Source organism: Actinosynnema sp. NPDC023794 (assembly GCF_040639675.1).
Taxonomy (GTDB): Bacteria; Actinomycetota; Actinomycetes; order Mycobacteriales; family Pseudonocardiaceae; genus Actinosynnema; species Actinosynnema luteola.
Window position 1 is genome coordinate 213,331 of sequence record NZ_JBFAFR010000012.1, and the last position, 23,325, is coordinate 236,655.

General features: G+C 73.9%; 13 protein-coding genes. 6 read left to right on the forward strand and 7 right to left on the reverse strand.

Annotated features, from left to right (window positions below):
• Positions 1–12 precede the first annotated feature (12 nt).
• Positions 13–1,245, forward strand: a complete 1,233-nt coding sequence (locus AB0H12_RS24740; protein ID WP_499625642.1) for a cupin domain-containing protein — start codon at positions 13–15, stop codon at positions 1,243–1,245.
• Here AB0H12_RS24740 and AB0H12_RS24745 read toward each other — a convergent pair.
• On the reverse strand, positions 1,236–6,473 hold the full coding sequence (locus AB0H12_RS24745; RefSeq protein WP_499625689.1) for an NACHT domain-containing protein: 5,238 nt from the start codon (positions 6,471–6,473) through the stop codon (positions 1,236–1,238). The two genes, AB0H12_RS24740 and AB0H12_RS24745, sit on opposite strands and share 10 nt — an antisense overlap.
• Before the next feature lie 499 nt (positions 6,474–6,972).
• Here AB0H12_RS24745 and AB0H12_RS24750 point away from each other — a divergent pair, with 499 nt between their 5' ends.
• From AB0H12_RS24750 to AB0H12_RS24765, 4 genes are read left to right on the forward strand one after another with little or no spacing between them, the layout of a single operon-like run.
• On the forward strand, positions 6,973–8,943 hold the full coding sequence (locus AB0H12_RS24750; protein ID WP_499625644.1) for a CHAT domain-containing protein: 1,971 nt from the start codon (positions 6,973–6,975) through the stop codon (positions 8,941–8,943).
• Positions 8,940–14,099, forward strand: a complete 5,160-nt coding sequence (locus tag AB0H12_RS24755) for a peptidoglycan-binding protein (protein ID WP_499625646.1) — start codon at positions 8,940–8,942, stop codon at positions 14,097–14,099. Before AB0H12_RS24750 ends, AB0H12_RS24755 begins: the two co-directional genes overlap by 4 nt.
• Positions 14,096–15,421, forward strand: coding sequence for a hypothetical protein (locus AB0H12_RS24760; RefSeq protein ID WP_499625648.1), 1,326 nt, complete (start codon positions 14,096–14,098; stop codon positions 15,419–15,421). The genes AB0H12_RS24755 and AB0H12_RS24760 overlap by 4 nt, the downstream gene beginning before the upstream one ends.
• Complete coding sequence (locus AB0H12_RS24765; protein WP_499625649.1) at positions 15,405–16,376, forward strand: S1 family peptidase; 972 nt, start codon at positions 15,405–15,407, stop codon at positions 16,374–16,376. The genes AB0H12_RS24760 and AB0H12_RS24765 overlap by 17 nt, the downstream gene beginning before the upstream one ends.
• Positions 16,377–16,392: 16 nt before the next feature.
• Here the strand turns inward: AB0H12_RS24765 and AB0H12_RS24770 are convergent, their stop codons facing one another.
• Together AB0H12_RS24770 and AB0H12_RS24775 are read right to left on the reverse strand one after the other, a co-directional pair.
• Positions 16,393–16,884 carry a protein-tyrosine phosphatase family protein gene (locus AB0H12_RS24770; protein WP_499625651.1) on the reverse strand — a complete coding sequence of 164 codons (492 nt, stop codon included), beginning with the start codon at positions 16,882–16,884 and terminating at the stop codon, positions 16,393–16,395.
• Positions 16,881–17,306: a helix-turn-helix domain-containing protein gene (locus AB0H12_RS24775; protein WP_499625653.1), complete on the reverse strand. Its 426-nt coding sequence runs from the start codon at positions 17,304–17,306 to the stop codon at positions 16,881–16,883. The genes AB0H12_RS24770 and AB0H12_RS24775 overlap by 4 nt, the downstream gene beginning before the upstream one ends.
• Positions 17,307–17,416: 110 nt before the next feature.
• Between AB0H12_RS24775 and AB0H12_RS24780 the strand changes: the two genes are divergently transcribed.
• Positions 17,417–18,394 (forward strand): hypothetical protein, encoded by a 978-nt coding sequence (locus tag AB0H12_RS24780; RefSeq protein ID WP_499625656.1) that lies wholly within the window; start codon positions 17,417–17,419, stop codon positions 18,392–18,394.
• A gap of 15 nt (positions 18,395–18,409) precedes the next feature.
• Here AB0H12_RS24780 and AB0H12_RS24785 read toward each other — a convergent pair whose 3' ends face one another.
• The 4 genes from AB0H12_RS24785 to AB0H12_RS24800 all read right to left on the reverse strand — a co-directional run bounded on the left by AB0H12_RS24785 (position 18,410) and on the right by AB0H12_RS24800 (position 23,273).
• Positions 18,410–19,570 carry a hypothetical protein gene (locus AB0H12_RS24785; RefSeq protein ID WP_499625659.1) on the reverse strand — a complete coding sequence of 387 codons (1,161 nt, stop codon included), beginning with the start codon at positions 19,568–19,570 and terminating at the stop codon, positions 18,410–18,412.
• A gap of 119 nt (positions 19,571–19,689) precedes the next feature.
• Positions 19,690–20,451: an SGNH/GDSL hydrolase family protein gene (locus tag AB0H12_RS24790; RefSeq protein ID WP_499625661.1), complete on the reverse strand. Its 762-nt coding sequence runs from the start codon at positions 20,449–20,451 to the stop codon at positions 19,690–19,692.
• A 58-nt stretch (positions 20,452–20,509) separates the two neighbouring features.
• The gene (locus AB0H12_RS24795; RefSeq protein WP_499625691.1) at positions 20,510–21,664 is read right to left on the reverse strand and encodes a glycoside hydrolase family 3 N-terminal domain-containing protein; all 1,155 of its coding nucleotides are present in this window, start codon (positions 21,662–21,664) and stop codon (positions 20,510–20,512) included.
• A 367-nt stretch (positions 21,665–22,031) separates the two neighbouring features.
• Complete coding sequence (locus tag AB0H12_RS24800; protein WP_499625664.1) at positions 22,032–23,273, reverse strand: tetratricopeptide repeat protein; 1,242 nt, start codon at positions 23,271–23,273, stop codon at positions 22,032–22,034.
• Positions 23,274–23,325 lie beyond the last annotated feature (52 nt).

Consider the following 23,325-nt stretch of genomic DNA (forward strand, 5'->3'; position numbering starts at 1 on the left):
GAGGTGACCCCCGTGCGGATACCCCAAGGTGACGCCGTGCGCCGCGTCGAGCCCGGTGCGACGCCGGACTACTCGTCCGACAACCCGCTGGAACGGCTGCTCGCGGTGGTGCAGGAGACCCGGCTCGCCGCCGAGCTGGAGTGCTACGCCACGCCGTCGTTGCAGTACCTGCTGCCGCAGGAGTGGCTGGAGCTGTACGGGCCGAGCAGCCCGAACACCGACGTCCTCGACCCGGTGGCGCAGGACTTCAAGACCGACTTCCAGAAGCAGAACGTCGCCGACTTCCGGTTGGGCGACACCAGGGCGGTGCGCGGGTGGGCGTTGGCCGGCGACTGGACCGGGCCGTTCCTGCACCTGTCCTACCGGGCCGGCCCGGACAGCGCGCTGGCGCGGTCCCACGGCGGATCGCTCGGCGACCGGGTGCTGGTGGAGGTGGCGGTCGAGGGTGGTGGCCGGGCCGAGGTGGAGGCGCCTTACGACCCGGACAGCGGGCGTTACGTCGCGGAGCTGTGGGGTTACCCCGGCGACGACCTGGAGTCGCGGGTCGGCGCGCGCGGCAGGCAGTCTCTCAAGCTGGGGATCCTGCAAGCGCGCCCGGACCTCGCGCGTGGCGCGCCGGACGCGTTCGGCCGCGCCGGGTTGGACGGTCGGGACATCCGCGAGATCGCGCCCGACCACCTGCTGCACCCGGTCCGCCCGCTGCGGGTCGTGCTGCGGTGGCGCAGCGCGGATCGTTCGGCCGAGGTCGGGCCGGTGGCGCTCGCGTTCCAGATGGTGGTGCGCGGGTGGGACGCGTTCCTCGAGGTGGGCCGGAGCCCGAACCCGCACGGCGGCATCGGCTTCCTGGAGTACCGCAACCTGCTGTCGAACTACTTCCGGTTCACCGGCTCCGGCGAGCTGGGGCGCGGGCTGGAGCCGTACAACCTGGACGCGTTCGGCCGCAAGGGGGTGGGCGGGCAGGAGCCCTTCCTGGCGGTCGACTACATGGACCTGCACGTGCTGGACGCCGGGTGCGGCATCGGCCTGCACCGGCACCGGGACAACTCCGAGGTGTTCCTCATGCTGGAGGGCGAGGGCTGGATGGTGATCGGCGACTGGGCCGAGCCCGACACCCGCGACCGGTGCTTCGAGGTGCGCCTGCTGCGGGCGGGCCACCTGGCGTTCCTGAAGGGCGGCAACCTGCACGGCCTGGCCAACCCGTCGGACCACCAGATCTCGCTGTTCATGTTCGGCGGCTACGACTGACCACCGTTCGCCACGCCGAGCTCCACCAACAACGCCCGCGCCTCGGGACGGCACAGCTCGCTCCACCGCGCCAACGCCCGTGCCGCTTTGACGCGGACGTGACGCGGGACCGCCGGGTCGTGCGCCACGTCCCGGGCGACGATGGCGGCGGCTTCGCGGTGGTCGCGACGCAGGCCTGCTGCGGCCGTCGCGGCACGCAGCCGGGCACCGGGTCGGAGCGTGCGGTCACGTGCCATGTCCCGCAGCGCGATCGCGCCCTCGGCCGGGTCGAACACGCCGATGGCCTCGAACACCTGGATGCGGACCAACGGGTTCTCGGCGGTGCGGAGCCGCCTCAGCAGGTGCACGACCTGTGCCCGCAGGTCGGGTCGTGCCACGCCGAGCCTGCGGGCGGCGTCGACCCGGGGGAGGACCGGCAACCCCTCGTCGGTGGCGATCTCCCACAGGCACGCGGCTGCGAGTTCGCGGCCTCGCTCGCCGAACCTCAGGAGGTCGTCGGCCGCCTGCCAGCGCAGGGTGGGTCGACAGGTGGGATCGGTGGCGATGCCGTGCAGGACGCGAACAGCGGCGGCGCGGTCCCCCATGGAGTGGTGGCGGAGCCGCCACGCGGCCTGCCACCGGATCTCGGGCGACGTCCGCCCGTCGTCCCTGATGGCTCGCAACCGTCGCAGACCGCCTGATCGTCGCAGCGCGTAGAGCAGGTGCACGCGATCCGAATCGGACAGCTGATGGCCTTCTGCCCAGTCGCGCAGCAGCGGAACCAGCCGTTCGGGCGTGTCGCCGGTCAGGGTGTGGATCCGGCTCGCCGAATTCTTGCGGTAGCGCCACGGTCGGGCACCGCTCTGGGCCGCGGTGTCGTCCTCGGCCAGCAGGTGGTGGCGACCCGCCCCCTTCAAGCTCATGAGTGCTTGACGAACGTTGTAGCGCAGGCTCGGGCCCCACGTCGTCCCTTCGAGCACCCGGACCGCTTCGGGACGCATGCGGGGCGACAGCCCGGCGAGCGCCGCGGCGGCTCTGACCCGGGCCGCCGGCATCGTCTCCACCGCGGTGATGAGCTCACGGAGCACCGCTGCCGCCTCGACGGCCGGCGTGGGCGCGGTCCACTCGCTGAGGTCACCGACCCGCTGGGCCGGCGAGGCGGTGTGGTCGGCCAGGAGATCGCGTTCGGCGCGGAGTCGGTCCTTGCCCCACAGCGCGGGGATCAACTGACGGCGTTCCTTCGGGCCGGCCGCCGGATCGTCGACGATCGCCTGCACGAACCGGACTACTTCACGATCGAGGGGTACGCGGTGCACGAGCCATTCGAGGGCGTTCGCACGTTCCTCGACGGTGAAGTCCGGGCTCGTGGCGAACCTCCGCAACGAGGAGAAGGCCACCTCGGCCCGAGCCGGGTCCAGCACCATCAGCTGCCACGCGGCCTCGGCGCGGTCGCGCACCGGTTGCGCCTCGTCGTCGAGCACCCGGGCGTGGAAGACGACCGCCGCCCCGACCGTGGTCGGGTCGTGCTTGGCGAGCATCGTCACCGCGTCCGTGCGCCACGCGAACTCCAGAGCTGTGTCGGCGGCTTGCCCGCGGATCTCCGACAGCGCCTCGTCGCGCGAGCCGGGGTGCACGTCGGCCAGCACGTCGGCGGCGGCCAGACGCCGTTGGCGGTCGGAATCCCCGTCGGCCAGGCGCGCTCGGAGGGCGGGCACCAGGTCGGCGCCGAGCTCGGCCAGGGCCTTCACGCGGGATGTCCACGTGGTTGACGCCGTGTCGGCGTTCTCCCTCATCACCACGGCGACCGCGGTGTCGATCGCGGCCGGGTCCGCACGGGCCAGCTCCACCGCCGCGTCACCGCGGTCCGACAGGGGCAGCAGGTCGTCGGCGACGACGCGTCGCAGGCCGTCCACGACGACCGGGTCGGACCGGTGGTCCAACACCTCCATCGCCTTCGCCACCTGGCACAGGGTGGCGGCGTTCGCGTCGGGGTCGTTCGCCAGGGCACGCAGGGCGGCTGCCACCTCGGCGCGCAGACCCGCGCCGAACTTGCGGGCGTCCCTGGTAATCAGGTGCAACCACGAGTCCGGAACGATCCGCCCCTCGATCATGCGCACGATCCCGTCGACGACCCGGCGGTGGAAGGGCCGTCCCAGCATGAGCAGGGCGGATGCCGCGCTGTGCCGTGCCCGGCCCTCCCATCCCGGGTCACGCAGCACCGCGATCATCGCGGCGGCGTACGCGTCGCGGTCGGTGACGTCGGCGTAGTTGAAGGTCGGGTAGTCGCGGTACGAGGCCCAGAGCGCCGCCTGCCCCGGTGCGACCAGCGACAGCACGGCGGCGGAGGTCCGCTCGTGGAACCCGGTGCCCAGGCGTCGCAGCGTGCGCCACGCCATCAGTTGTGCGTCGGGGTCCTCCTGCCTGGTGGCGATCTCCGACAGGTGGTGGGCCACCTCTTCGTGGAACTCCGGGCCCAGGCCGATCAAGTGCGAGCCGGCCTGGATGCGGATCGGGGCGTCGGTGGAGCGGTCCGTCAGCGTCGCGCGCAGGGAGGCAACCGCCGGCGCCCGATGGGGCTCGCCCAACGCTGCCAGCTTGGCGACCGCCGACAACCTGTCGTAGAAGGACGCCGTCGGGTGGGTGGTCACGCCGCGCAGCGTGGCCGCGGCTTCGTCCCGGTGCTCCGGGCCCAGGTCGGCGAGCGCCTGCGCGGCCCACAACCTGCCGTTGGCGTCGGTGGTCCAGTCGGCGAGGAGCGCGTGCAGGAGGTCCGAAGCCTCGCCCTGCGCCCCCATGTCGGCGAGTGAACGGGCGATGGCCGACCGCGTATAGGAATCGATGTCGAACGTCCTGGACAACGCGAGCAGGTGGTCGACGGCCGCCACGCGGTGCTGTGGCCCCAGCTCGGCGAGCGCTTCGGCGGCGGCGACCCGGTCGGCGCGTCGATCGGAGACCAGCCGGGACAACGCGGCGACGGCTTCGTCGGAGCGCTGTGGTCCCAGGGACGCCAGGCCGACCGCCGCGTCGCGCAACCCGGCGCTGAAGTCGGTGCGAGTGCGCAAGACCTCGCGGAACACGTCGGCGGCGCGCTCGTGGTGCTCGACGTCGATCTCGACCAACCCCGTCGCGGCGTGGACGCGGGCTTGGTCCGGGGCATCGGGGTCGTCCAGCACGTCGGTGAGAACGGTGACGGCGTGGTCGCGCGACTCGCCGTCGAAACCGGCCAGGACGACGGCGGCGCTGCGCAGTTGCTCGGCCGTGGCCGAAGGAGAGGCGAGGATGGCCCGCAGGCCGTGCTCGGAGGCGCGGTGGCCGTCCGGGCCGCACTCGGTCAGCGCCTCGGCCGCGGCGAGCCGGTGTTCGACCGGGATCGCGGAGTCGTCCACGACGCGCCGGAGCAGGCGGGCGGCGTCGGCGGACTCGGCGCCGCGAAGCCTGGTCGCGAGCGCCGCCGCCGCCTCGACCCGGGAAGGCCACGGCGCGTCGTCCGAACCCATCAGGTCGCGCAGCCACGAAGCGGTGCCGGGGTGGTGGGCGGCACGGCTGGTCTGCGACAGGATCTTCAGCGCGGGGTGCTGGGTGGTCATCGCCCACGCCCGCACGGTGCCCAGGAAGTCGTCGACCGCGACCGGTCCGGCCGGCAGGTGCCGGGCGAGCAGGCGGGCGGCCAGGAGGTGCTGGTCCGAGCCGCCCGCGTGCAGGTGTTCGAGGAGGCGGTCGGCTTCCGCCGGGTGCAGGCGGGTGTGGTGCAGCAGCACGGCCCTGGCGTGGCGTCCCCGGTCCTCGGCGCGAGCGGCGTGCAAGAGGCTCGCGAAGTCGGCGTGCGCGGGGTCGAAGCGGTCGGGGAGCAGGCGGGCCTTCGCGGTGGCGGCGAGGTGCTCGGCGAAGCTGTGGTGCAGGAACCGCAGGTCGTCGCCGCGTCGGCTGAACGGACCCACCGCGGCGAGGTAGGTGATCAGGTCGTCCTGCCAGGTGCCCGCGAGGTCGGGCAGGTGGCGTGCGGCCCAGTCGTGCGCGGCGTTCACCAGCGAGGTGTCGGCCTCCAGCCGCACGCGACCCAGGTGTTCCAGCAACGCGTCGCGCACGGGTTCGAACGGGCCGGGCTCGGCCGTGTGGGCGGTGCGCAGGAACTTCAGGTACGCCTCGTACAGCTCGTACTGGTTGTCCGGCAACGGGCGGTTGCCCGGCTGCTCGAAGATGATCGCGGCGATCGTCGCCAGCAGCGGCACGCGCGCGAGCTCGTCCAGGTGGGCGGCGCGGATCTGGCGCACGAACCGGTAGGCGCGGTCCCGGTCGCCGAACCAGTTGCGCGCGAACTGCCGCAGCGCGCGTTCGTCGAACGGTTGCAGTTCGTAGCGGGCGGCGCCGATGCGCTGCAACGGCGCCAGGGCCGCTCCCTCGATCGGCCTGGTCGTGACCACGACCCGGTAGGGCGACGAGGGCTCGGCGGTCCACGCGGCCAGCACGGTGGCCAGGCGGTCCCGTTCGGTGGTGTCGGCGACCTCGTCCAAGCCGTCCACCAACAGCAGCCAGCGGCAGCCGGCGATCCGCCCTTCCAGGGTGCGCGGGTCGAGGGGGGAGGCCAGCAGGGCCCCGTACTCCACGCCGGCGCTCTCCGCGACCGCCTCGGGGAACGGTCGGCTGAGCCGTCCGGCCAGCTCCCGGGCCGTCAGGCGCAGGGGCACCACCCGTTCGGCCGTCAGCGGCGGTTCGCCGTCGCCGGACAGCCACCGCTCGGCGACGTCGGCGGCCAGCCGCAGCGACAGCGTGGACTTGCCCTGCCCGGGGCCACCGGTGATCACGACGTGGTCGTCGCGGTCCAACGCCTCCCAGATCGTCCGGGTGGGCGCGCGCACGGCCAACCGGGTGATCGGTGGGCTCGGCGGCTCCACGACCTGCCCGCGGCCGTCCACGATCGGCACCGGCCGCGACGGCTCCGACGCGAGGTCCTCCGTGCCGGTGCCGAGGTCCTGGCGCACGTGCACCGTCACGAGTGACGACCGCCGCGGGCCGGGCAGCCGGTAAGGCATCTCCTGGGCGGTGTCGACCTGTGCCCGCAGCAGGAACCGGACCGGCGCGGGCAGCCCCGGTAACGCCGGATCGTCGTCGGCAGGAGCGACCAGGGACCCCTGCTCGGCTTCCGCACCGGTCACGGTGATGTGCACGCCGCCGTGGATCGTGCCGGCCAGCACAGCGGCTCCGTGCACGTCGCCGCCGATCCGGTTGGCATCGGTGGACCGGGGGCTCATCTCCACCCTCGACCCCTTTCGCTCGCGGTGAACGCATGGTCCCACGGGATCCCGCGTCGGCGGACCCGGTCCGGCGAGGAGGCCTTGCCGCCGCCGTCTGCGCTGGTCGCACCGCTCCGCCGAACGGCACGGCCAGCCGGACCGCACCTCGGGGTGAACCGCGGAGTTCGACCGCAACGCCGCTTCCCGACTCCACCCCAGGATCCCGTTCCCGCACCTGCGCCCTCCGGCACGTCGTTCGGCCGCAGCCTGCTCGCGTCCCTGGTCCGGGCGGGTGCCGTGCTGGTCGCGGTGGTCGCGATCGGGGGACCGCCGGCAGGCCTGAGCCGTCCAGCCGGTGCGAACGTGCTGTGCCCACTCGACTACCGGTTGCGCTCGATGGCGGTACGCATTAGCGCTATCGGGTGACGCGTCGTAACCCCGCCTGGTCCAGGGCCGACTCCAGGTATAGGCGGCCGGCGGGGAGGACGCCGTGTCCGGAACGAGTGGGTGAGCCCCTGTGGACGCGTTGATCGAGATCACGCAGCCCGGCCAGGGAGCCGACTACCGGGTGGACCTCTACCTCGGTGACGACGGCGTGTGGCCGGCGGAGCCGACGGCGTCGGACACCGTGCCGGTGGACCTGGCCGCCGGGTCGCTGCCCGTACCGTCGACCGGTGCCACGGCGTCGGACGCGATCGTCGGCTTCCTGCACGCGAACCCGGAGGCGCAGTCGTTCGCCGACCTCGGCCTGCACCTCGGTCGGCTGCTCCTGCCGCCGAACGTGCGCGAGCACTGGTCGCGGCCGGGGGTGGAGCGCACGTTCCTGTGCCTGGCGCCGGCGCTGCGCCGCCTGCCGTGGGAATCGGCCAGGTCCGCGCACGCCCTGTTCGTCCAGCCCGACCACCCGTTCATCCGGCTGCACCGGCGCGTGCCGGGTGACGACCCGATCGCCGACCCGCTGCCGATCCGGGTGCTGGTCGTGCGCGGCGATGACGACGACGACATCGGGTCCCGCGACGAGATCCGGGAGATCAAGAGGGTCGTCGGCGGCGCGCCGGGCCGGATCGAGGCGGAGTTCCTGTCCCGGCCGACCGAGTCGGACCTCAAGGCGGCCTACCGGCGGGTCGTGCCGCACGTGCTGCACTTCATCGGGCACGGCACGCGCAAGGCGAGCACGGGTCAGCCGGCGTTGCGGATCGTCCCGCCCGGCCGCGAGGCGTGGTTGCTCACCCCGACCTACATCGGCGACCTGCTGAGCCGTCCCGCGCCGCGCCTGGCGATCCTGAACGCCTGCCGGTCCGGCGAGACGGCGGACGCGGTGGCGTTGACCGACGTGTTCCTCGACAGCGGAGCCGCCGCCGTCGTCGGCATGCAGGGCGACATCCGGGGCACGGCGGCGGCGCTGTTCGGCGGCTCGCTCTACCGCGGCCTGCTGGACAACGAGCCGGTCGACCGGGCCGTGACGACGGCACGCGAGGCCGTGTACGCCGCCACCGGCGTGTCCGACGGCGCCCGGGACTGGATCCTGCCGAGCCTCACGCTGCGGGTGCGCCCCGACGACGTGCTCCCGGACCTGTCCGCGACCGGGGCGCGCGCGGTGCGGATCGAGCAGCAGTTCGAGAAGGAGGTCGGCGCGTTCGTCAACCGGGTGCACGAGCGCCACAAGCTCCTCAAGGGCGTCGACCCGGGCGTCGGCGAGCCGCTCGAACCGCTGCTGCTCGTGGTCGGCGAGTCGCAGGTGGGCAAGACGCGGCTGCTGAACTGGCTGCGGCGGCGGTGCGCGGTGCGCGGGAGGCGGGTGAAGTACGTCAGCTTCGACCGGCCGAACCCGGTCGAGGTGCTCGGTGACCGGCCCACCAGGTTCGACTTCCTGGAGGTGCTGTACGCGATCCGGGACGTGGCGGAGGACCTGCCCACCCTGCCGGAGGGCGTGGCGTCGGCGTTCGACCGGTTCAACCACGACGTGGTCCACCTCGCGGAGGGCAGGCTGCCGCCGGACCCGCCCGTGCCGACGCCGGAGCCGGCGCGGTGGCCGCGGCTGACCGGCGGCACCTCGCACCACGTCGCGGCGACGTTCGAGTCGTTCCGGGCGTGCCTCGGCCGCGCGGCGCAGCCGGAGCCGCTGCTGCTGGTCTTCGACCACGTGGGGAACGTGCTGGACTCGGCGTTCCGGCAGCAGCTGTACGACCACCTGATCCGGCACGTCGCCGACGGCGAGGTGCCCAACCTGAGCCTCGTGGTCGTGATGACGAACGAGCAGTTCGCCACGCACTGGCCGGAGCTGGGCGGCGGCACGCGGGTCGACCTGGACCGCATCGAGGCGGAGGAGTTCTCCGCGCTGGCCGAGGACGTGGTGCTGGCGGTCGGCCGCGCGATCGGCGACCCGCACGTGCAGCTGATCGAGGCCATCGGCAAGGGCGTCGCCACCGGCAAGTGGAGCCCCGCCGTGCTCGGCGACCTGGAGAACATCGTGAGGCGGATGCGATGAAGCCGATCGACGCCGAGCTGTTGCGGCGCCTGGCTCGGGGTGACTCCCTGGAGGACGTCCTGGCGTCGCTGCGACCGGCGGACCAGTGGGACGTGCTGCGGCGGTGCGCGGCGGTCCGCTCGTTCGACCGGGAGCTGTACGACAAGGTGCTCGTCGCCGACGTCGAGGACGCGCCGCCGTTCGGCGCGGTCGTCACCGCGCCGGAGGTCGAGCCGATCCAGGGCACGCGGGAGGCCTACCGGCTGCGGCCGGGCGCGAAGGCGCGCTACTGGAACGGCTGGTGGCCCGACGGGGCCGACCCGCGGGCCGTGCCCGAGGAGCTGCGGTCGCTCGTCGATCGCCTGGCGCGGCACTACCGGGCCGCCCACCAGCCCGTCGACCTGCTCGAACAGCTGGTGCTGGTCGACCACCGCGCCGCCGCCGAGCTGTTCGTCCGGCTCTACGCCAAGGCCGACCACCGGCACGATTTGGCGTTGTGCCAAGAGCTGATCGACGTGCTCGGCGCCGAGGACCGGGTGCGGCTGATGGGCCCCGAGCTGATCGCGCTGCGCCACGACCGGGCCGCCTACCTGCGCACCCGCGGGCTGTGGTCGACCGAGTACCTGCAGTCGGCCACGTTCCTCGAGAGGGCCGGGACGACGGCCACCTACCAGCGGCTCGTCCGGGGCGACGGACCGCGGGTGGTGGTGCTGCACGGCCCGTCCGGGCGCGGCAAGACGATGGAGCTGCGCTGGCTGGTGTCCCGGGTGCTGGTGCCGCGGCGCGTCCCGTGCGTGCTGGGGGACTTCGACGTGCTGGACCCGGTCAACGTCGCGCGGTACCCGTGGCTGCTGCTGGTGGAGGCGGCGGCGCGGCTCGACCAGCAGCTCGCGGCGGCGCCGTTCACCGAGTTCCTGGAGCGGTACGCGTGGACCGGGGTCATCTCGCGGCGCCAGGTCGCCGACCCGGGCCGGGTGGCCGCGGCGAGCAGGCGGCTGTGCGACGAGCGCGACCGGCTCGGCGCGCACGTGCTCAGGGACTTCGTGCGCACGTTCAACGAGGCGATGGCGGGCCGCCCCGCCGTGATGGTGCTCGACGCGTTGGACCGGGTGTACGCGAACCGGTCGCACGAGGAGCTGGACGGCCTGCTCCGGCAGCTGTTCCGCCTGTACCGCGACTGCCCGGCGATGCGGATCGTGCTGGCCGGCCGGTACCCGATCACCGTGCCGGTGCTGCCGGCGGCGGTCGATCGGCACCTGGTCCCGTTCACCGACGACGACGCGTCGCGCTACCTGGCCGACCGCCGCCGCATCACGCGCGCCGACCTGCGGCACGCGATCGTGGCGAAGGCCGGGGGAGAGCCGGTGGTGCTGGCGCGCCTGGCCGACCTGGTGCAGCAGCGGCCCGACATCACACCGGCCGAGATCCGGGAGTACCGGGCGGACCTGACCGCCCTCGTGCTCCAGGTCCTGCGGCCGATCGCCGACCCGGGCCTGCGGTGGCTGCTGCGGTACGGGATGGTGGCGCGGACGTTGAGCCTCGACTTCGCGTGTGAGGTGCTCCAGCCGTGCTTGCGCGCCGCCGCGTCCGGCGAAGTGGACCTCGACGACCCGAGCGAGGACGTGGTGCCGGGCGGCGAGCCGGCATCGTTGTTCCCCGCCACCGCCGACGTGGACGTCGAGCGGCTGTGGCCGCGGCTGACGGCGTTCGCGGGCACCACGTCCTGGGTCGTGCCGGTGCCGGGCGAGCCGGGCTCGCTGCGGTTCGTCGACGCGGTGGCCGAGCCGATGCGCCGCCTGGTGCGGTCGCACGCCGTCCACGACCGGCTGCACGCCGACGCGGTGGCGTTCTTCGAGCGCAAGGCGGAGGCCGACCCCGACCGGTGGGACCGGTGGACCCGGGAGGCGGTCTACCACCGGTTCCGGCTGGAGGGCCCCGCCGCCGCGGCCTACTGGCGCGCCGCCTTGGACGAGGTGGAGCTGGGTGAGGCGCACCGGCGGGCCGCGTTGGCCGAGGAGGTGCTGGGTCCCGACTACGTCGACGTCGAGGCCGACCCGCGCCGGGGGGAGGGGCACAGGCCGATCGTGACCCGGGAGACCGTGGTGGAGGCCCGGTACGAGCTGGCCGCGGCGCTCACCCAGATGGCCAGGCTGGGCGGTGTCGAAGCGGCGGACCAGCTGTGGAGCCGGGCCGAGGAGAACTTCTCCGCCGTCGTGCGCGACCGGGACGGGTTCGGCGCGGACGTCGTGCCCGACTGGCGGCTCGCGTACGTGCGCGCCGCGCTGGCGCTGAAGTCCGGCGACGTGGCCACCGCGCGAGCCGAGCTGGAGCGGGCGCTGCGGCGGTCGTCCGGCACCAAGGACGACGTGCGGCTGCGCATCCTGCTCGGCGACGTGCGGATGATCCTCGGCGACCGGCACGCGCCCGACGAGTACCGGCGTGCGGCGGAGGCGGCGGTCCGCGTCGGCGCCCAGCGGTGGGAACCGCCGATCCGGCTGCGGATCGTGAAGGCGCACCGGCACTTCGGGCACCTGGCGGAAGCGATCCGCGAGCTGACCCGCGTCCGGCGCGGCGGGCCGTTGAACGCCGAGCAGCAGCGCCGCTCCGGCCTGCTCGCGGTCGAGCTCGGCCTCGCCGCGAACCGGCTGGAGTGGGCGGCTTTCCACGCGCGACGGGTCGCCGCGCGCGACGGTGACTGGGAAGGGCAGGCCGCCGGCGCGAGGGTGGCGTTGGCCGCACGCAGGCCGCTGCTCGCGCTCGACCTCGCGCACCGCGCCGAACGCGCCGCCCGCGGCACCACCGGCTCCGCGCTCGCGCGCGAGCTGACCGGGGTCGCCGAGGGCGTGGTGGCGCACTACGGGAAAGCCTTGCACGCGCTGGAAACCGCACGGTCGCGGTGGCGTCGCGAGGGTGACCGCGCGGCCGTCGCCCGCTGCCACACGCGCTCCGCGGTGCTGCTCATGCGGGAGGTCGGCAACCTCACCCTGGCTGAGCACCACCTGGCCGAGGCCGCCGAGCTGACCACGCGGGGGACCGACGCCTGGTGCGGCGCGGAGTTGGCCCGGGTCGAGCTGCTGGGCCTCGCCGCACGGCCGCACGAGGCGCTGGACGCTGTCGCCGCCGTGATCGGCGAGCTCCACCGGCGGGCGCGCCCACCGTGCCTGGTGGCACGTGCCGCCGTGGAGGGGCTGGCGATCGACCTGCCCGACGGGTTCGGGTGGTTGCCTGCCGAACTGGTGGCGCGGCTGCGCGAGATCACGCCGGCGTCCGCGCGCCTGGTCGTGCTGGACGAACTGCGCCGCGTGCCCGACCCGCACGACGACTCGGCGCGGGACGCTTGGCGCGAGGTCGCGTCGCTGGTGCGGTTGGAGACCGACCGGCTGCGTGCCACGGACCGAGCCCTGCTGGACCTGAGGTCGGCGGAGGTGGACCGGCTGGCCGGCGATCGGGCGGCGGCGGAGCGGAAGCTGGCCGAGGCCCGCCCGACCGGTGGCTCGTGGTTCACGCTCCGGGAGTGGTCGCGTGCCGCGGACCGGCTGGGACTTCCCGCGCGAGGCGACGTCGAGGCGTTCCTCCGGGAGTTCGGCGACCACCCGATGCTGTGCGCGGCCTTCCTGGTCGAGCGCGCGGAAGCCCTGATCGCGCTGGACGAGTCGGACCTGGCGGACGCGTTGTTGCGCCGGGCGGCGCCGCTGCTCGTCGCCGCCGACGAGCGGGAGACCCAGTGGCACGCGAGGTCGCACTACGCCGACAGCGTGATCGCGGAGAAGTCCAGCCGGGAGCCGGAACCGAAGCTGGTCCGCGCCGGTGCGGCGTTCGCCGCGCTCGGTGACACCCGCCGTGCGGCGGTCGCGTCCCGCTTCACACGAGGGCGGATCAGCACGACGCTGCGGAGCGCGCGCGGGCGGGTGCGGCTCGCCGTCGAGGACGGTGCGCTGGTCGTGGGGACGTTCGTCCCGCCCGACGTGGACACCACCGTCCGCCACGACAACGCGCTGGTGGACGCGATCCTCGGCGCGGACCACGGGCGGGTCGGCTCCGGGCCCCTCGCCGAACGGCTGCGGGAGGACTGGCAGGCGACGTGCGCCGGGCTCGGTTCGCTGCTCCTGCCCGGTCCGGCGCTGCGGGCGCTGCGGGGCCCGTTCGACCTCAGGTGCGACGTCGAGGACCGCAGGCTCGGCCCGGTGCCGTGGGAACTGGCGCTGCGGCCGGACGTGCGGCGGCTGGTGGTGCTCGACCCCGCCGTCGCCACGTTCCACCGGGCCGTGTCGCGGGAGGCCGCCTACCGCGACGAGATCAGGTTCGTCCAGGTCGGCCTCAACCGGGTGGCGGACGCGGACCTGGCGGCCGACGGCGACCTCGGCCCGCACACCAGGGAGGCGTTGCGGCGCTACCAGGGGGCACGGGGGCTCACCCCGGACGCCGACCTCGGCGCCGAGCTGCTGGACCGGTTGCAGCGCGACCTCGCCGAGCCGGTCAAGCCGGTGGCGGTGCTGGCCCAGCCGAGCCGGTCGTCGCAGCTCGACTCCGCCCGCGGGCACCTGAACTCCGGCGTCGACCTGGCCCGCCTGTACGGCAGCCACGGGTTCGACGTGGAGTCGGTCGAGAACCCCACGCTGGACCGGCTCGCCGGCGCGGTGACCCGTGCGGTCCGCGGTGGGCGGACGCCGGCGGTGGTGCACCTGGCGGGCGGGCTGCGCGAGTCCGGCGGCGGCGTCGCGCTCACGTTCCTCGCCGGTGGTTGGGCGGCGGAGGCGTTCACCGCCACGCCGACCGCCGAGGAGATCCCGGTGACAGCGCTCAACCGGGTGCTCGCCGCCGTGCCGCGTGACGCGTTCCGGCCGCTCGTGGTGCTCGACGTGAACCGGCCGTGGGGCTCGGACGACGCGATCTCGTACCTGCTGCTGCGCAACGCCTTCGCGGGCGACCTGTTCGCCCTCGGCCGGTGCGCGGGCGTGCTGGGCACCGGCCTGGCCGGCGACGGCGAGCACGAGCTGTGCGACGCCGTGGTCGGCGCGATCGCGGCCGGCCGGCCGCTGGCCGACGTGGCGGGCGGGCTGCGTTCGCCCGCACGGCACGCCACCGGCCTCGACCGGGTGCTGCCGTCGGCCGGTGTCGCCCTGCACACGCACCTGCCGTGGCTGCGGCTCGTGCCCGCACCGGGAGGACGGCCATGACCACCACCGACCGCAAGGTCGCCGAGCTCAGGCACAAGCTCGCCGGCATCGACGCCGACTTCGCCCGGTGGCGCGCCGAGACCGGGTCGGGCCGGGTCCTGCGCAAGCACCACACGCAGGTGGTCCGGCTCACCGACCGGCTCGGCGGGGTGGTCGCGCGGATCGGCGCGGAGCTGGACGCGGTCGCGGCCGACGGCGCCGACGTCCTGCGGGAGTGCCGCCGGCTCCAGCTGCGGATGCTCGAGGTGCACCGGCTGTGGGACTTCTACCGCTCGAAGCTGAACCTGCGGTACGTGGAGTGGTACCGGCCATTCCTGACCGCCGTGGACGAGTTCGCCTGGCGGTGCTACGAGCCCGCGGCGGCCGGCCGCGACCGCGAGGCACCGCTGGTGCACCTCAGCGGCGAGTTCAGCCCGTTCACGCACCTGCGGGAGACGCCGTTCGCGGTCGAGGACGTGCCCGACGCCTTGAACACCGCGGACTTCCTCGGCGTGGTCACGCGGTTGCCGATCCCGATCATCGGCCTGCCGTGGTACCAGCTCGTGCACCTGCCGGACGCGGTGGTGATCGGGCACGAGGTCGGGCACGCGGTGGAACGCGACTTCGGCCTGCTCGGCACGGTCCGCGCGCTGACCAGGCCGGTGTTCCGGACCATGCCCGAAGCCCGGCGCGACGCCTGGGACACGTGGCTGCCGGAGGTCTTCGCCGACCTGTACGGGGTGCTGGCGGCCGGCCCGGCGTTCGCGTCCGCGCTGGCCGACCTGCTCGTCGTGGACGACGCCCGGACGGCCGCCGAGGTCGACGGGCCGGTCCTGGTCCACCCGCACGCGGCCGTGCGGCTCGCGTTGACCGCACAGGCGTTGGCGGAGACGGGTTTCCCGACGGCGCGGACCCCGTGCGGGCAGTTCGAGGACGACATCGCCCCGATGACGACGGCACTGCTGGACGGTCCTCACCCGGGCCTCGGCGACCGGCCGCTGCGCGAGGTGATCGCGTTCACCGCCGACCAGCAGCGCAACGCCGTCACCGCCGCCGACGGCCTGGTGGACCACCAACGGCCGGAGACCAGCGACGTCCGGTGCCTGATCGCGGCGGCACGGCTGGCGTTCGACCGCGAACCCGCCCTGTTCGCCCCGCCGCCGCCCGACCGCGTCAACGCCCAGGACCTGATCCTCGACAAGGTCGCGAAGGCCGTCGGGGACGGTTCACGCGCCGACGTCGGCGAGGAGGGACCGGCGGTGGACGACCGGGCCGCCGGCGCGGAGCTCTACGACCTGATCGACACGATGATCCGAAAGGCCCACGATGACCACCACGACTGAACGACCGCAGGACCCCATGGCCGCCGTGGCACAGCTCGCCCGGGTGGTCGCGGGCGGCGACGAGCAGCGGTTCGTGCTGGTGTACCACGCGATCGCCAACCAGGTCGACGGCTTCCTCAACGGTGACGCCGCCGAGGGCTACCGCCTGGCCCGCTCGCTGCTCCGCCGCGGCGTGTCGCCCCTGACCAGGTCGGCCGTCGCCACCGAGCCACCGTCCGACAGCATCTTCACCGACCCGGTGTACCTGGCCAACATGCGTGCCGTGGTCGAGGACCACGCCCGCATCATCGGCGGCGTGCCCACGGCCGACTTCCCCGAGTGCGTCGCCATCGGCAGCGCCGACGCGTGGTGCTGCTCGGGCACGCTCGTCTCGCCGAACGTCGTCGTCACCGCCGGGCACTGCGTGGACGGCGGGTGCGCGGCCCGCGTGTTCATCGGCAAGGACGTGGAGTTCCCGGAGGACGGCGAGGTGATCGACGTGGAGACCGCGCTCGCGCACCCCGACTACCGCCCGCCGCGGCCGACCGGGGACATCGCCGTCCTGGTGCTCTCGCGCCCCGCCTCGGTCACGCCGCGCCCGATCGCGGCCCCCGACCAGGTCGCCGCCGCCCAGTTCGTGCGGCTCGCCGGTTACGGCAACACCGACGTGCACAGCAGCGGCGGCTACGGCCGCAGGCGGATGGTGGACGTGCCGATCGCGAGCGACCACCCCCGGCACGGCGCGGACGCGGCCACGGAGTTCGTGGCCGGCGCGCCGTTCCTCGACCGGGACAGCTGCAACGGCGACAGCGGCGGTCCCGCCTACGTGCAGTCGGGTGGCCGGTGGTTCCTGGCCGGCGCGACGTCCCGGGCCACCGCCTCGTCGCTGCGCCCGTGCGGCGACGGCGGCATCTACACCCGCGTGGCGTCCTACGAGAAGTGGCTGTGGACCGTGCCGGGGGCCGTCCGGCCCTGAGGGGCGGTCTCCGAGCTCACGTCCCCTCGGGGCTGTCGTGGTGGTGGGCGAACCAGGCGATCCACCGCCGCTGACCCGGTGTCTCGACCGCCCGTGGGCGGTAGTGGTGGCGGGTCCAGGCGACGGCGTCGTCGGCGGGGTGGCCGGCCAGGACCGCCATGCAGGCGATCACGGTGCCCGTCCGGCCGGTGCCGCCCGTGCACGCGATCTCGACGCGCCGCCCGGAGCGGGCGAGGCGGTACGCGGCGGTGATCTTCGCGGCCGCGTGCCGGTGGTCGCGGGGTGTGCGGAAGTCCGGCCAGGCGATCCAGTCCGCGGGCCAGTCGGGCCGCCACGGGGCACGCCGGCGGAGCAGTCGGCCGAGGCCGCCGTGCCGGGCGTCGGGTGGGTGGCCCAGGTACAGACCGAAGTCCGGCAGCGGACCTGCCGGGAAGGGCTCGCGCCGGCCCCGCCCGCGGACGACCGTGCCGTCCGGCAGTGCGATGGCTCCGGTGAACGGCTCGCTCATGCCGGTTCCTCCTCCACCAGCGCGGCGACCAGCCGCAGGACCTCCGCGGTGGCCCGCGCCTCGCCAGTGGTGAGTACCTTCAGCCGGGCTCGCTCCGCGTCGTGCACCGCCTGCAGGTGCAGCACCGGCTTGCCCCGCGGGCCTGTCGGCAGGCCGTTGAGCAGGGTGGTGATCCGGTCCGCGGTCTCGGCGTCGATGCCGTCGACGTCGAGGACCGCGGAGACGTCGAGCCGCCGTCCGCGCTCGCCGGGGTCGGCGGGCCGACCGGTCAGCGCCTCGAAGTCGACCCGGGCGACGCGGTACTGCTTCCCGATGCGCACCGCGTTCAGCCGGCCGTCGCGCACGTAGCCCCGGACCGTGGCCACGTGCAGGCCGAGGCGCTCGGCGACTTGCTCGATCGAGTACCAATCCTGGGTCATCATTACGTATCACTCCGCATGTCGACTGACTATAGCGAAGTTTATGTAAGTTGCCGTACGCCGCTCCTCACCGTCACTAACCTGGGCTTGATCGCTTTGGGGGAGGGGTTGCGGTGGTCCTGCTGCGGGAACCGTCGGGGATCGACAGGCGCAAGGTCGTGGCGGCAGCGGTGCTGCTGGTGGTCGGGGCCGTGCTGGGTGTGGTCGCGGCGTTCAGCGGGCGCTGGTTCGCGGAGGCCGTCGCCGGGTCCTACCTCGTGCGGGCCGTGGTCACCGTGCACGACTCCGAGACGTCGGAGGGCCAGGACGGGCCCTCGACGACCTGGACCTCGGAGGCGGTGGCCGAGGGAGGGCGGGCGATGCGGTTGCCCGGCGAGGAGGAGTTCGGTCTCGCCGATCCCGTGGTGGTGCGGCTGTCGTCGCTGACCGACCGGCTGCTGGCGGTGCGCGTGGCCGATGGCGGTCTGGTGAAGTTCCACGACCTGGCGGCGAAGGCCGTGCTGATGCCGGCGGGCGCGGCAGCGGTGCTGGTCGCGGGCTGGGTGCTGGTCCGGACCGGGCGGCGGAACGCGTGGGGGTTCAAGACGGCGTTGCACCCCTTGGCGGGTGCCGCGTTCGCTGCGGCGATCGTGCTCGCACCGGGCGGTTTGGGCCGAGGGGCGTTCGACAGCGCGACGACCGTGCCGGTGACCGACCTGTCGCAGGTGGAACTGCGGACCGGTGCTCCGCCGCCGGTGGTCGGGCGGGGCGCGGTCGCGCGGTCCGGGGACGCCGCGGTTCGCGTGCTCGAAGTCCGGCGCGGCGTGCCGGAGGGCGCGGCGCGGTGGTTGAGCGAGTTCGAGGTGCTGACCCTGGTGGTCGAGGAGACCAGGTCGGCAGCGGGGGAGCCGGTCGCGGTGCGGTTGGTGGCCGACGAGCACGGTGCACCGGCCCGCGTGGACGACTGCGCGGGCGCCCCCGGCGCGCTCACCGAGGCGACGTCCGCTCCGGGCACCCGCACCGCGCTGCTCTGCTTCGCGGTCCCGCCGGGCTTCGCGCCGTCCTACCTGCTGCTGGGCACGCTGGACGACCGGGCGCTGCTGACCCTGTGACGGAGTTCTCCCGGTCTAGTACGCGGAGGCGCGGACCGCGAACACCGAACGGCTGCCGGCGTACTCGGTCAGCGACCAGAGCTGCCCCTTGGCGGGCCAGTAGGAGAAGTCCTCCGGCCCGATCGGCAGCACGTCGTGGTGCACCACGACCGAGCCGCCGGGCTTGAACGTGGCCAGGTCGCCCGCGTTGCCGCTGCCGTCGCTGGTGGAGAGGTAGAACTTGCCGTTGATCGCGGTCGCGCCCTGCATGCTCTGCACCGACACCTCGTAGGCCTCGCTCGCGTGCGCGTAGCCGTCGGACGCCGTGGTGAGCATCCGCGTGGTGTAGTCGATGGGGAAGCGGAACAGCCGGCTGCCCGCGCCGGGGTTGGCGTACTCGCCGACGACCACGCTGTCCGGGGTGCTGGTGCGGTCCAGCGAGGCGAACGAGAACCGGATGGCCGCGTGGCCGTTGGTGGTCGACTGGTTGTAGGCGAAGACCTGCGGCAGCACGTACTTGTAGCCGTAGGCCTGGTAGCTGCCGTCGGCCTGGCGACCGATCGCCGAGCCGTTCGTGGTGCTGGTCTGCCAGAGGTGCCGCAGGTCGAAGACCCGGAAGCCGCTGCTCGTGGCCGCGACGTACAGGTGGTGGCCGTACCAGAACATGCCGCCGGCGTGCAGGTCGACCGGCCGGAACGACGCCTGGCCCGCGCTGGTGGTGTACGGCTCGACCAGCAGCACGTGGCGGTAGGTCGGCGCGGACGGGGTGGCGTAGTCGACGAAGGAGACCCTGATGCCCCGGTCGACCCCGTCCGTGCCGTTGTCGTACCAGCTGACCAGGACCGCGGTCGAACCCTCGTAGGTCGCCTCGCCGTACGCGTCCGCGGTCGTCGTGATGCCCTGCGGCACCCAGTACGTGACGTCGTCGTCACCGCTGTTCCAGCAGAACGCGGCCACGCGGTTGGCCGCCGCGGGGGAGCACGAGGTGGCGGCGCGGTTGCCGTCCCCGACGACGGTCGGCACGCTGACGTTGGGCAGCGCGGCGTCCAGGTCGTCGATCAGCCCCGAGTAGGCGGTGGCCTTGAGGCGGAAGTTCGTCGCGGGCAGGGTTGTCGCCGCCTGCGCGGGCGCGGCCGGGGCGATGCTCGCGACCAGCGCCGCCGCGAGTCCGGCGACCACCATTCGGTACTTGTTCACCAGGCCACCACCATTGTTGGTTGAGTACTGACGAACCGTCATCATGGCGGGAGTCGGGCACTCGACGCAACGGGTCGGCCCTCGTGGTCGCGCGTTGCCGTGACCCCGTGCGGCAGGCGTCAGACGAGCGGCCTGGCGTCGACGGGCACCCAGTCGGCGTACTTGCCGGTCACGTCGTCACCGGACGAGATGCCCCGGATCCGCCGGTTGACCCAGGGCAGGACGTGCTCGCGGTAGTAGCGGGTCTCGGCGAGCAGGCTGCGGCGGGCGGCGGGGCCCGGGTCGACCGCGTGCGCCTCCGTGGCGTGCCCGAGGGCCTTGAGCACGAGGGACGCCACCCGTCGGTGCCCGGCCGCGTTGAGGTGCAGCCGGTCCGGCGACCAGTACTCGGCCCGGCGGACCTCGACGTCGTTGAACGCGTCCACGAGCAGGACGTCGTGCCGCGCGGCCAGCTCGGCGATCGCCGCCGTCAGCACCACGCCCCGGCGGTGGACGGTGCGGCCGAACGGCAGCCGCTGCGACGGGTCCGCCCCGCTGAGCAGCACCAACCGCACCCCGGCCGACGCGCAACGCTCGATCGCCTGCTTGGTCAGCCGGACCAGCCGCGCCAGGTCGACCCCGGGCCGCATCATGTCGTTGCCGCCGCCGTTGAGGGTGAGCAGCGTGGGCGCGGGTGAGAGGGCCAGCGCCGCGTCGAGCTGGCTGGTGGCGATCGGCTCCAGCAGGCGTCCCCGGACGGCGAGGTTGGCGTAGTGGACGGTCTCGCCGAGCGCGACGGCCAGCCCCTCCGCCACCAGGTCGGCCCAACCCCTCGGTGTGCCGTCGGGGCGCTCGTCGCCGACCCCTTCGGTGAAGCTGTCGCCGATGGCCACGTATCGCACTGCCGGTGCCTCCCCTGCTGGAACGTCACCGCCAGCATATGAGGCGTCCCGGCGTGACTCAGCACACCTGCTTGGCGGCGAGCACCCGGCGGACGGCCTCGTCCACGCGGGCCGGCGGCAGGGCGCCCGAGGCCACCGCGCCTTCCAGGTGGTCGAGCACTTCGCCCACCCGGCCGCCCGACGACCACAGCGCGATGTCCGCGCCGGCCGCGAGCGCCTGCGTGACCGCGTCGGGCAGGCCGACCCGGTCCGTCACCGCGCGCATCGCGCCGAGGTCGTCGGTCATCGCGGGGCCCGTGAAGCCGAACTCGCCGCGCAGCAGCGCGTACGCCTCCGGGCTGAGGGTGGCGGGCACGCCGCCGGTCAGGCCGGGCACGTCGATGTGCCCCAGCATCACCACCACGTCGCCGAACCGCGGCAGGTGCCGGTACGGGACGAGGTCGGTGTCGCGCAGCGCGGCCAGCGGGGGAGAGGTGACCGCGCCGAGGTGGGAGTCGCCGGTCGTGTTGCCGTGCCCGGGGAAGTGCTTGACCACCGGCGTGACGCCCGCGTGGTGCAACCCCTCGGCGAACGCCAGCGCGTACCCCAGCGCCGTGTTCGGGTCGGGGCTGAACGAGCGGTCGCCGATGACCGTGCGGTCGGGTTGGCCGCTGGTGTCCAGCACGGGCGCGAGGTCGGTGGTCACGCCGCGCTCGCGCAGCGCGAGACCACGGTCGCGGGCCACCGCGCGGACCTCGTCCGGAGACAGGTCGGCCGCCATCTGCCGGGCGCTGGGCATCGAGCCGTCGAGCGCTTCCAGCCGCTGGACCCGCCCGCCCTCGTCGTCCACGGCGACGGTCAGCGGGAGGGTGGCCGCGGCGTGCACGGGCGCGAGCGCGCCGGCGCTGAGCAGGCCGACGTCGTCACCGCCGATGAAGATCCCGCCCACCTGCTCGTTCCGCACCACGGTGAGGGCGTCGGCGGGTCCGCGCGGGTCCACCCCGACGACGAGCGACTGCGCCAGCCGGGCCCGCAGCGGCAGTGCGGCGACCTTCTCCGCGCACGGGTCCACCACCGGAGGGGGCGGCTCGACCGTCGTGGACGACGACGGTGGCGGCACGCTCGATGACGACGTCGACAGGGCCGCCGGCTGCGTCGGCCGGTCGCTGCGCGCCGAGGTCACCACGGCCGACGACCCGGCGACCACCGCGCCGACCGCCACGAACAGCAGCATCGCCGACGTGCCGAGCCCGCGGCCACCGGTGCGCCTCACTGGCGGTCGCTTCGGTCGTCCGACGGGTGCCGACCCGGTCGGTGCGTTACCGCGTGCACAGTGCTCACTCCCACGTCCTCGCCCGCTCGGCGGTGAGTTGCCCATCGTGCGACCGGCCATCCGGGCCCGCAACCCCAGCGCAACCGAGGCGACATTCACATTCTGCGTCACGAGGCATCACGGCCATGGTATCCGTTGCCCGAATCGTGCCTGAACTGCCGCGTTTTGTCAGGCACGGGAGATCGCGATTCCCGCGGTGATCGTGGAATGTGAATCTTCGTCGGAGCCGATGGACCGCGATGATTGTGGTCTTCGCCTCGTTCGCCGGTCAGAGGCGCCACCACCGCCGTTTCGGTCGCGGCGCGTCACCGGGCGCGAGCGAGGCCGCGTCCCTGGTGTCGGGGTGGTCGGCTCCGAGACGCGCGGTGCGTTCGGCCACCACGCGGCGGCACAGGGCGGCTGCCTCGTCGTCCCGCCCGGTGAGGGTCAGGGCGCGGGCCACGTTCAACGCCAGTTCGTCCTCGCGGATGGTCGGCGGGTCGACCAGGGTCTTGCGGGCGGTCCGGTGGCGCGCCTCGGCGAGCCGGGGATCCGGCGGGCCGTCGGTGAGCTGGGCGTCGGCGCGGGCCCGCGCCGCGTCCCAGTCGCCGTCCCTGGCCGCCTGCGCCCAGCCGGTGGCGTTGCCGTGCTCCATGAGGTCGAGGACGCCAAGGCCCGCGGGCCTGCGGTAGAGGTAGCCGGCGCGGAAGGACAGCCACCGCGCGCGGTTCATCGTCGGCAAGAGCGGCGCTACGTCGGCGGCGCACTGCGCGTCCGTGGGTTCCGGGACGAGGGTGATCTCGTGTTCGTCGTCGACGGGTGTGGCGTCGTCGAGCAGGGTGCCGACGAAGTCGCGCGCCTCGCCGTCGAGGATGGCTTTCGCGTGCCTGCGGCCGAGCGCTTTCCCCATTCCGCAGGCCAGGAAGAGGCTGTTCCACTCGTCGCGGCTTCGGAGGAGATCGTCGACGCCGAAGTACTCCGCCGGCGGCGGGCCGTGCCACAAGTGGTGGAATGCGGCGTAGTCGACGCGGGTGTCACGGGCCCGGTGGACGTTCGGCGACAGTTCGGCGGGCACCAGGCGGCGAATGGCTTCGTCGGATCCGATGACCACGGGGAAGTGCGCGGGGAACCGGATGAACAGCGGCCGTCCCGTGGGTAATCGGCGAAGGCGTTGGGCGCGGGTGACCACCACGCCGTGCTCGTCCACCGTGACGAAATCCTCGTGCCCGTCGCGGAACAGGTCGTCCAGGCGGACGCAGGAGAACCGCGGTCCCAGCGAGGCGGCCAGGTCCGCCGGTCGGGACGCCTCGTGCCACCGGGCGGTGTCCGGGTGCCGTTCGCGCAGTTCACGCCAGTCGACCGGACCGGACGGCAGGACCATCCCGTCCCGGTCGACCAGCAGCCGCACCAGCAGCCGGAACAACTCGAACCGGGGTGCCCGGTCCGCGCGCGCGGTTATCTCGGTGAGCGAGACGGTGCTCTCGGGCAATGCCAGGTCACGCCGACGCAGGACGAAACCGGAATCGCTCATCAGCGCATGCCAGCGGGTGTGATTCGGGCCACGGCCGGCGCGCGTGAATGGT

Bases quoted from the DNA above. Each gene is read 5' to 3' on its own strand.
- AB0H12_RS24745 (WP_499625689.1), bottom strand. From the start codon at position 6,473: ATGAGCCCCCGGTCCACCGATGCCAACCGGATCGGCGGCGACGTGCAC.
- AB0H12_RS24755 (WP_499625646.1), top strand. From the start codon at position 8,940: ATGAAGCCGATCGACGCCGAGCTGTTGCGGCGCCTGGCTCGGGGTGAC.
- AB0H12_RS24760 (WP_499625648.1), top strand. From the start codon at position 14,096: ATGACCACCACCGACCGCAAGGTCGCCGAGCTCAGGCACAAGCTCGCC.
- AB0H12_RS24765 (WP_499625649.1), top strand. From the start codon at position 15,405: ATGACCACCACGACTGAACGACCGCAGGACCCCATGGCCGCCGTGGCA.
- AB0H12_RS24770 (WP_499625651.1), bottom strand. From the start codon at position 16,884: ATGAGCGAGCCGTTCACCGGAGCCATCGCACTGCCGGACGGCACGGTC.
- AB0H12_RS24775 (WP_499625653.1), bottom strand. From the start codon at position 17,306: ATGATGACCCAGGATTGGTACTCGATCGAGCAAGTCGCCGAGCGCCTC.
- AB0H12_RS24795 (WP_499625691.1), bottom strand. From the start codon at position 21,664: ATGCTGCTGTTCGTGGCGGTCGGCGCGGTGGTCGCCGGGTCGTCGGCC.
- AB0H12_RS24800 (WP_499625664.1), bottom strand. From the start codon at position 23,273: ATGAGCGATTCCGGTTTCGTCCTGCGTCGGCGTGACCTGGCATTGCCC.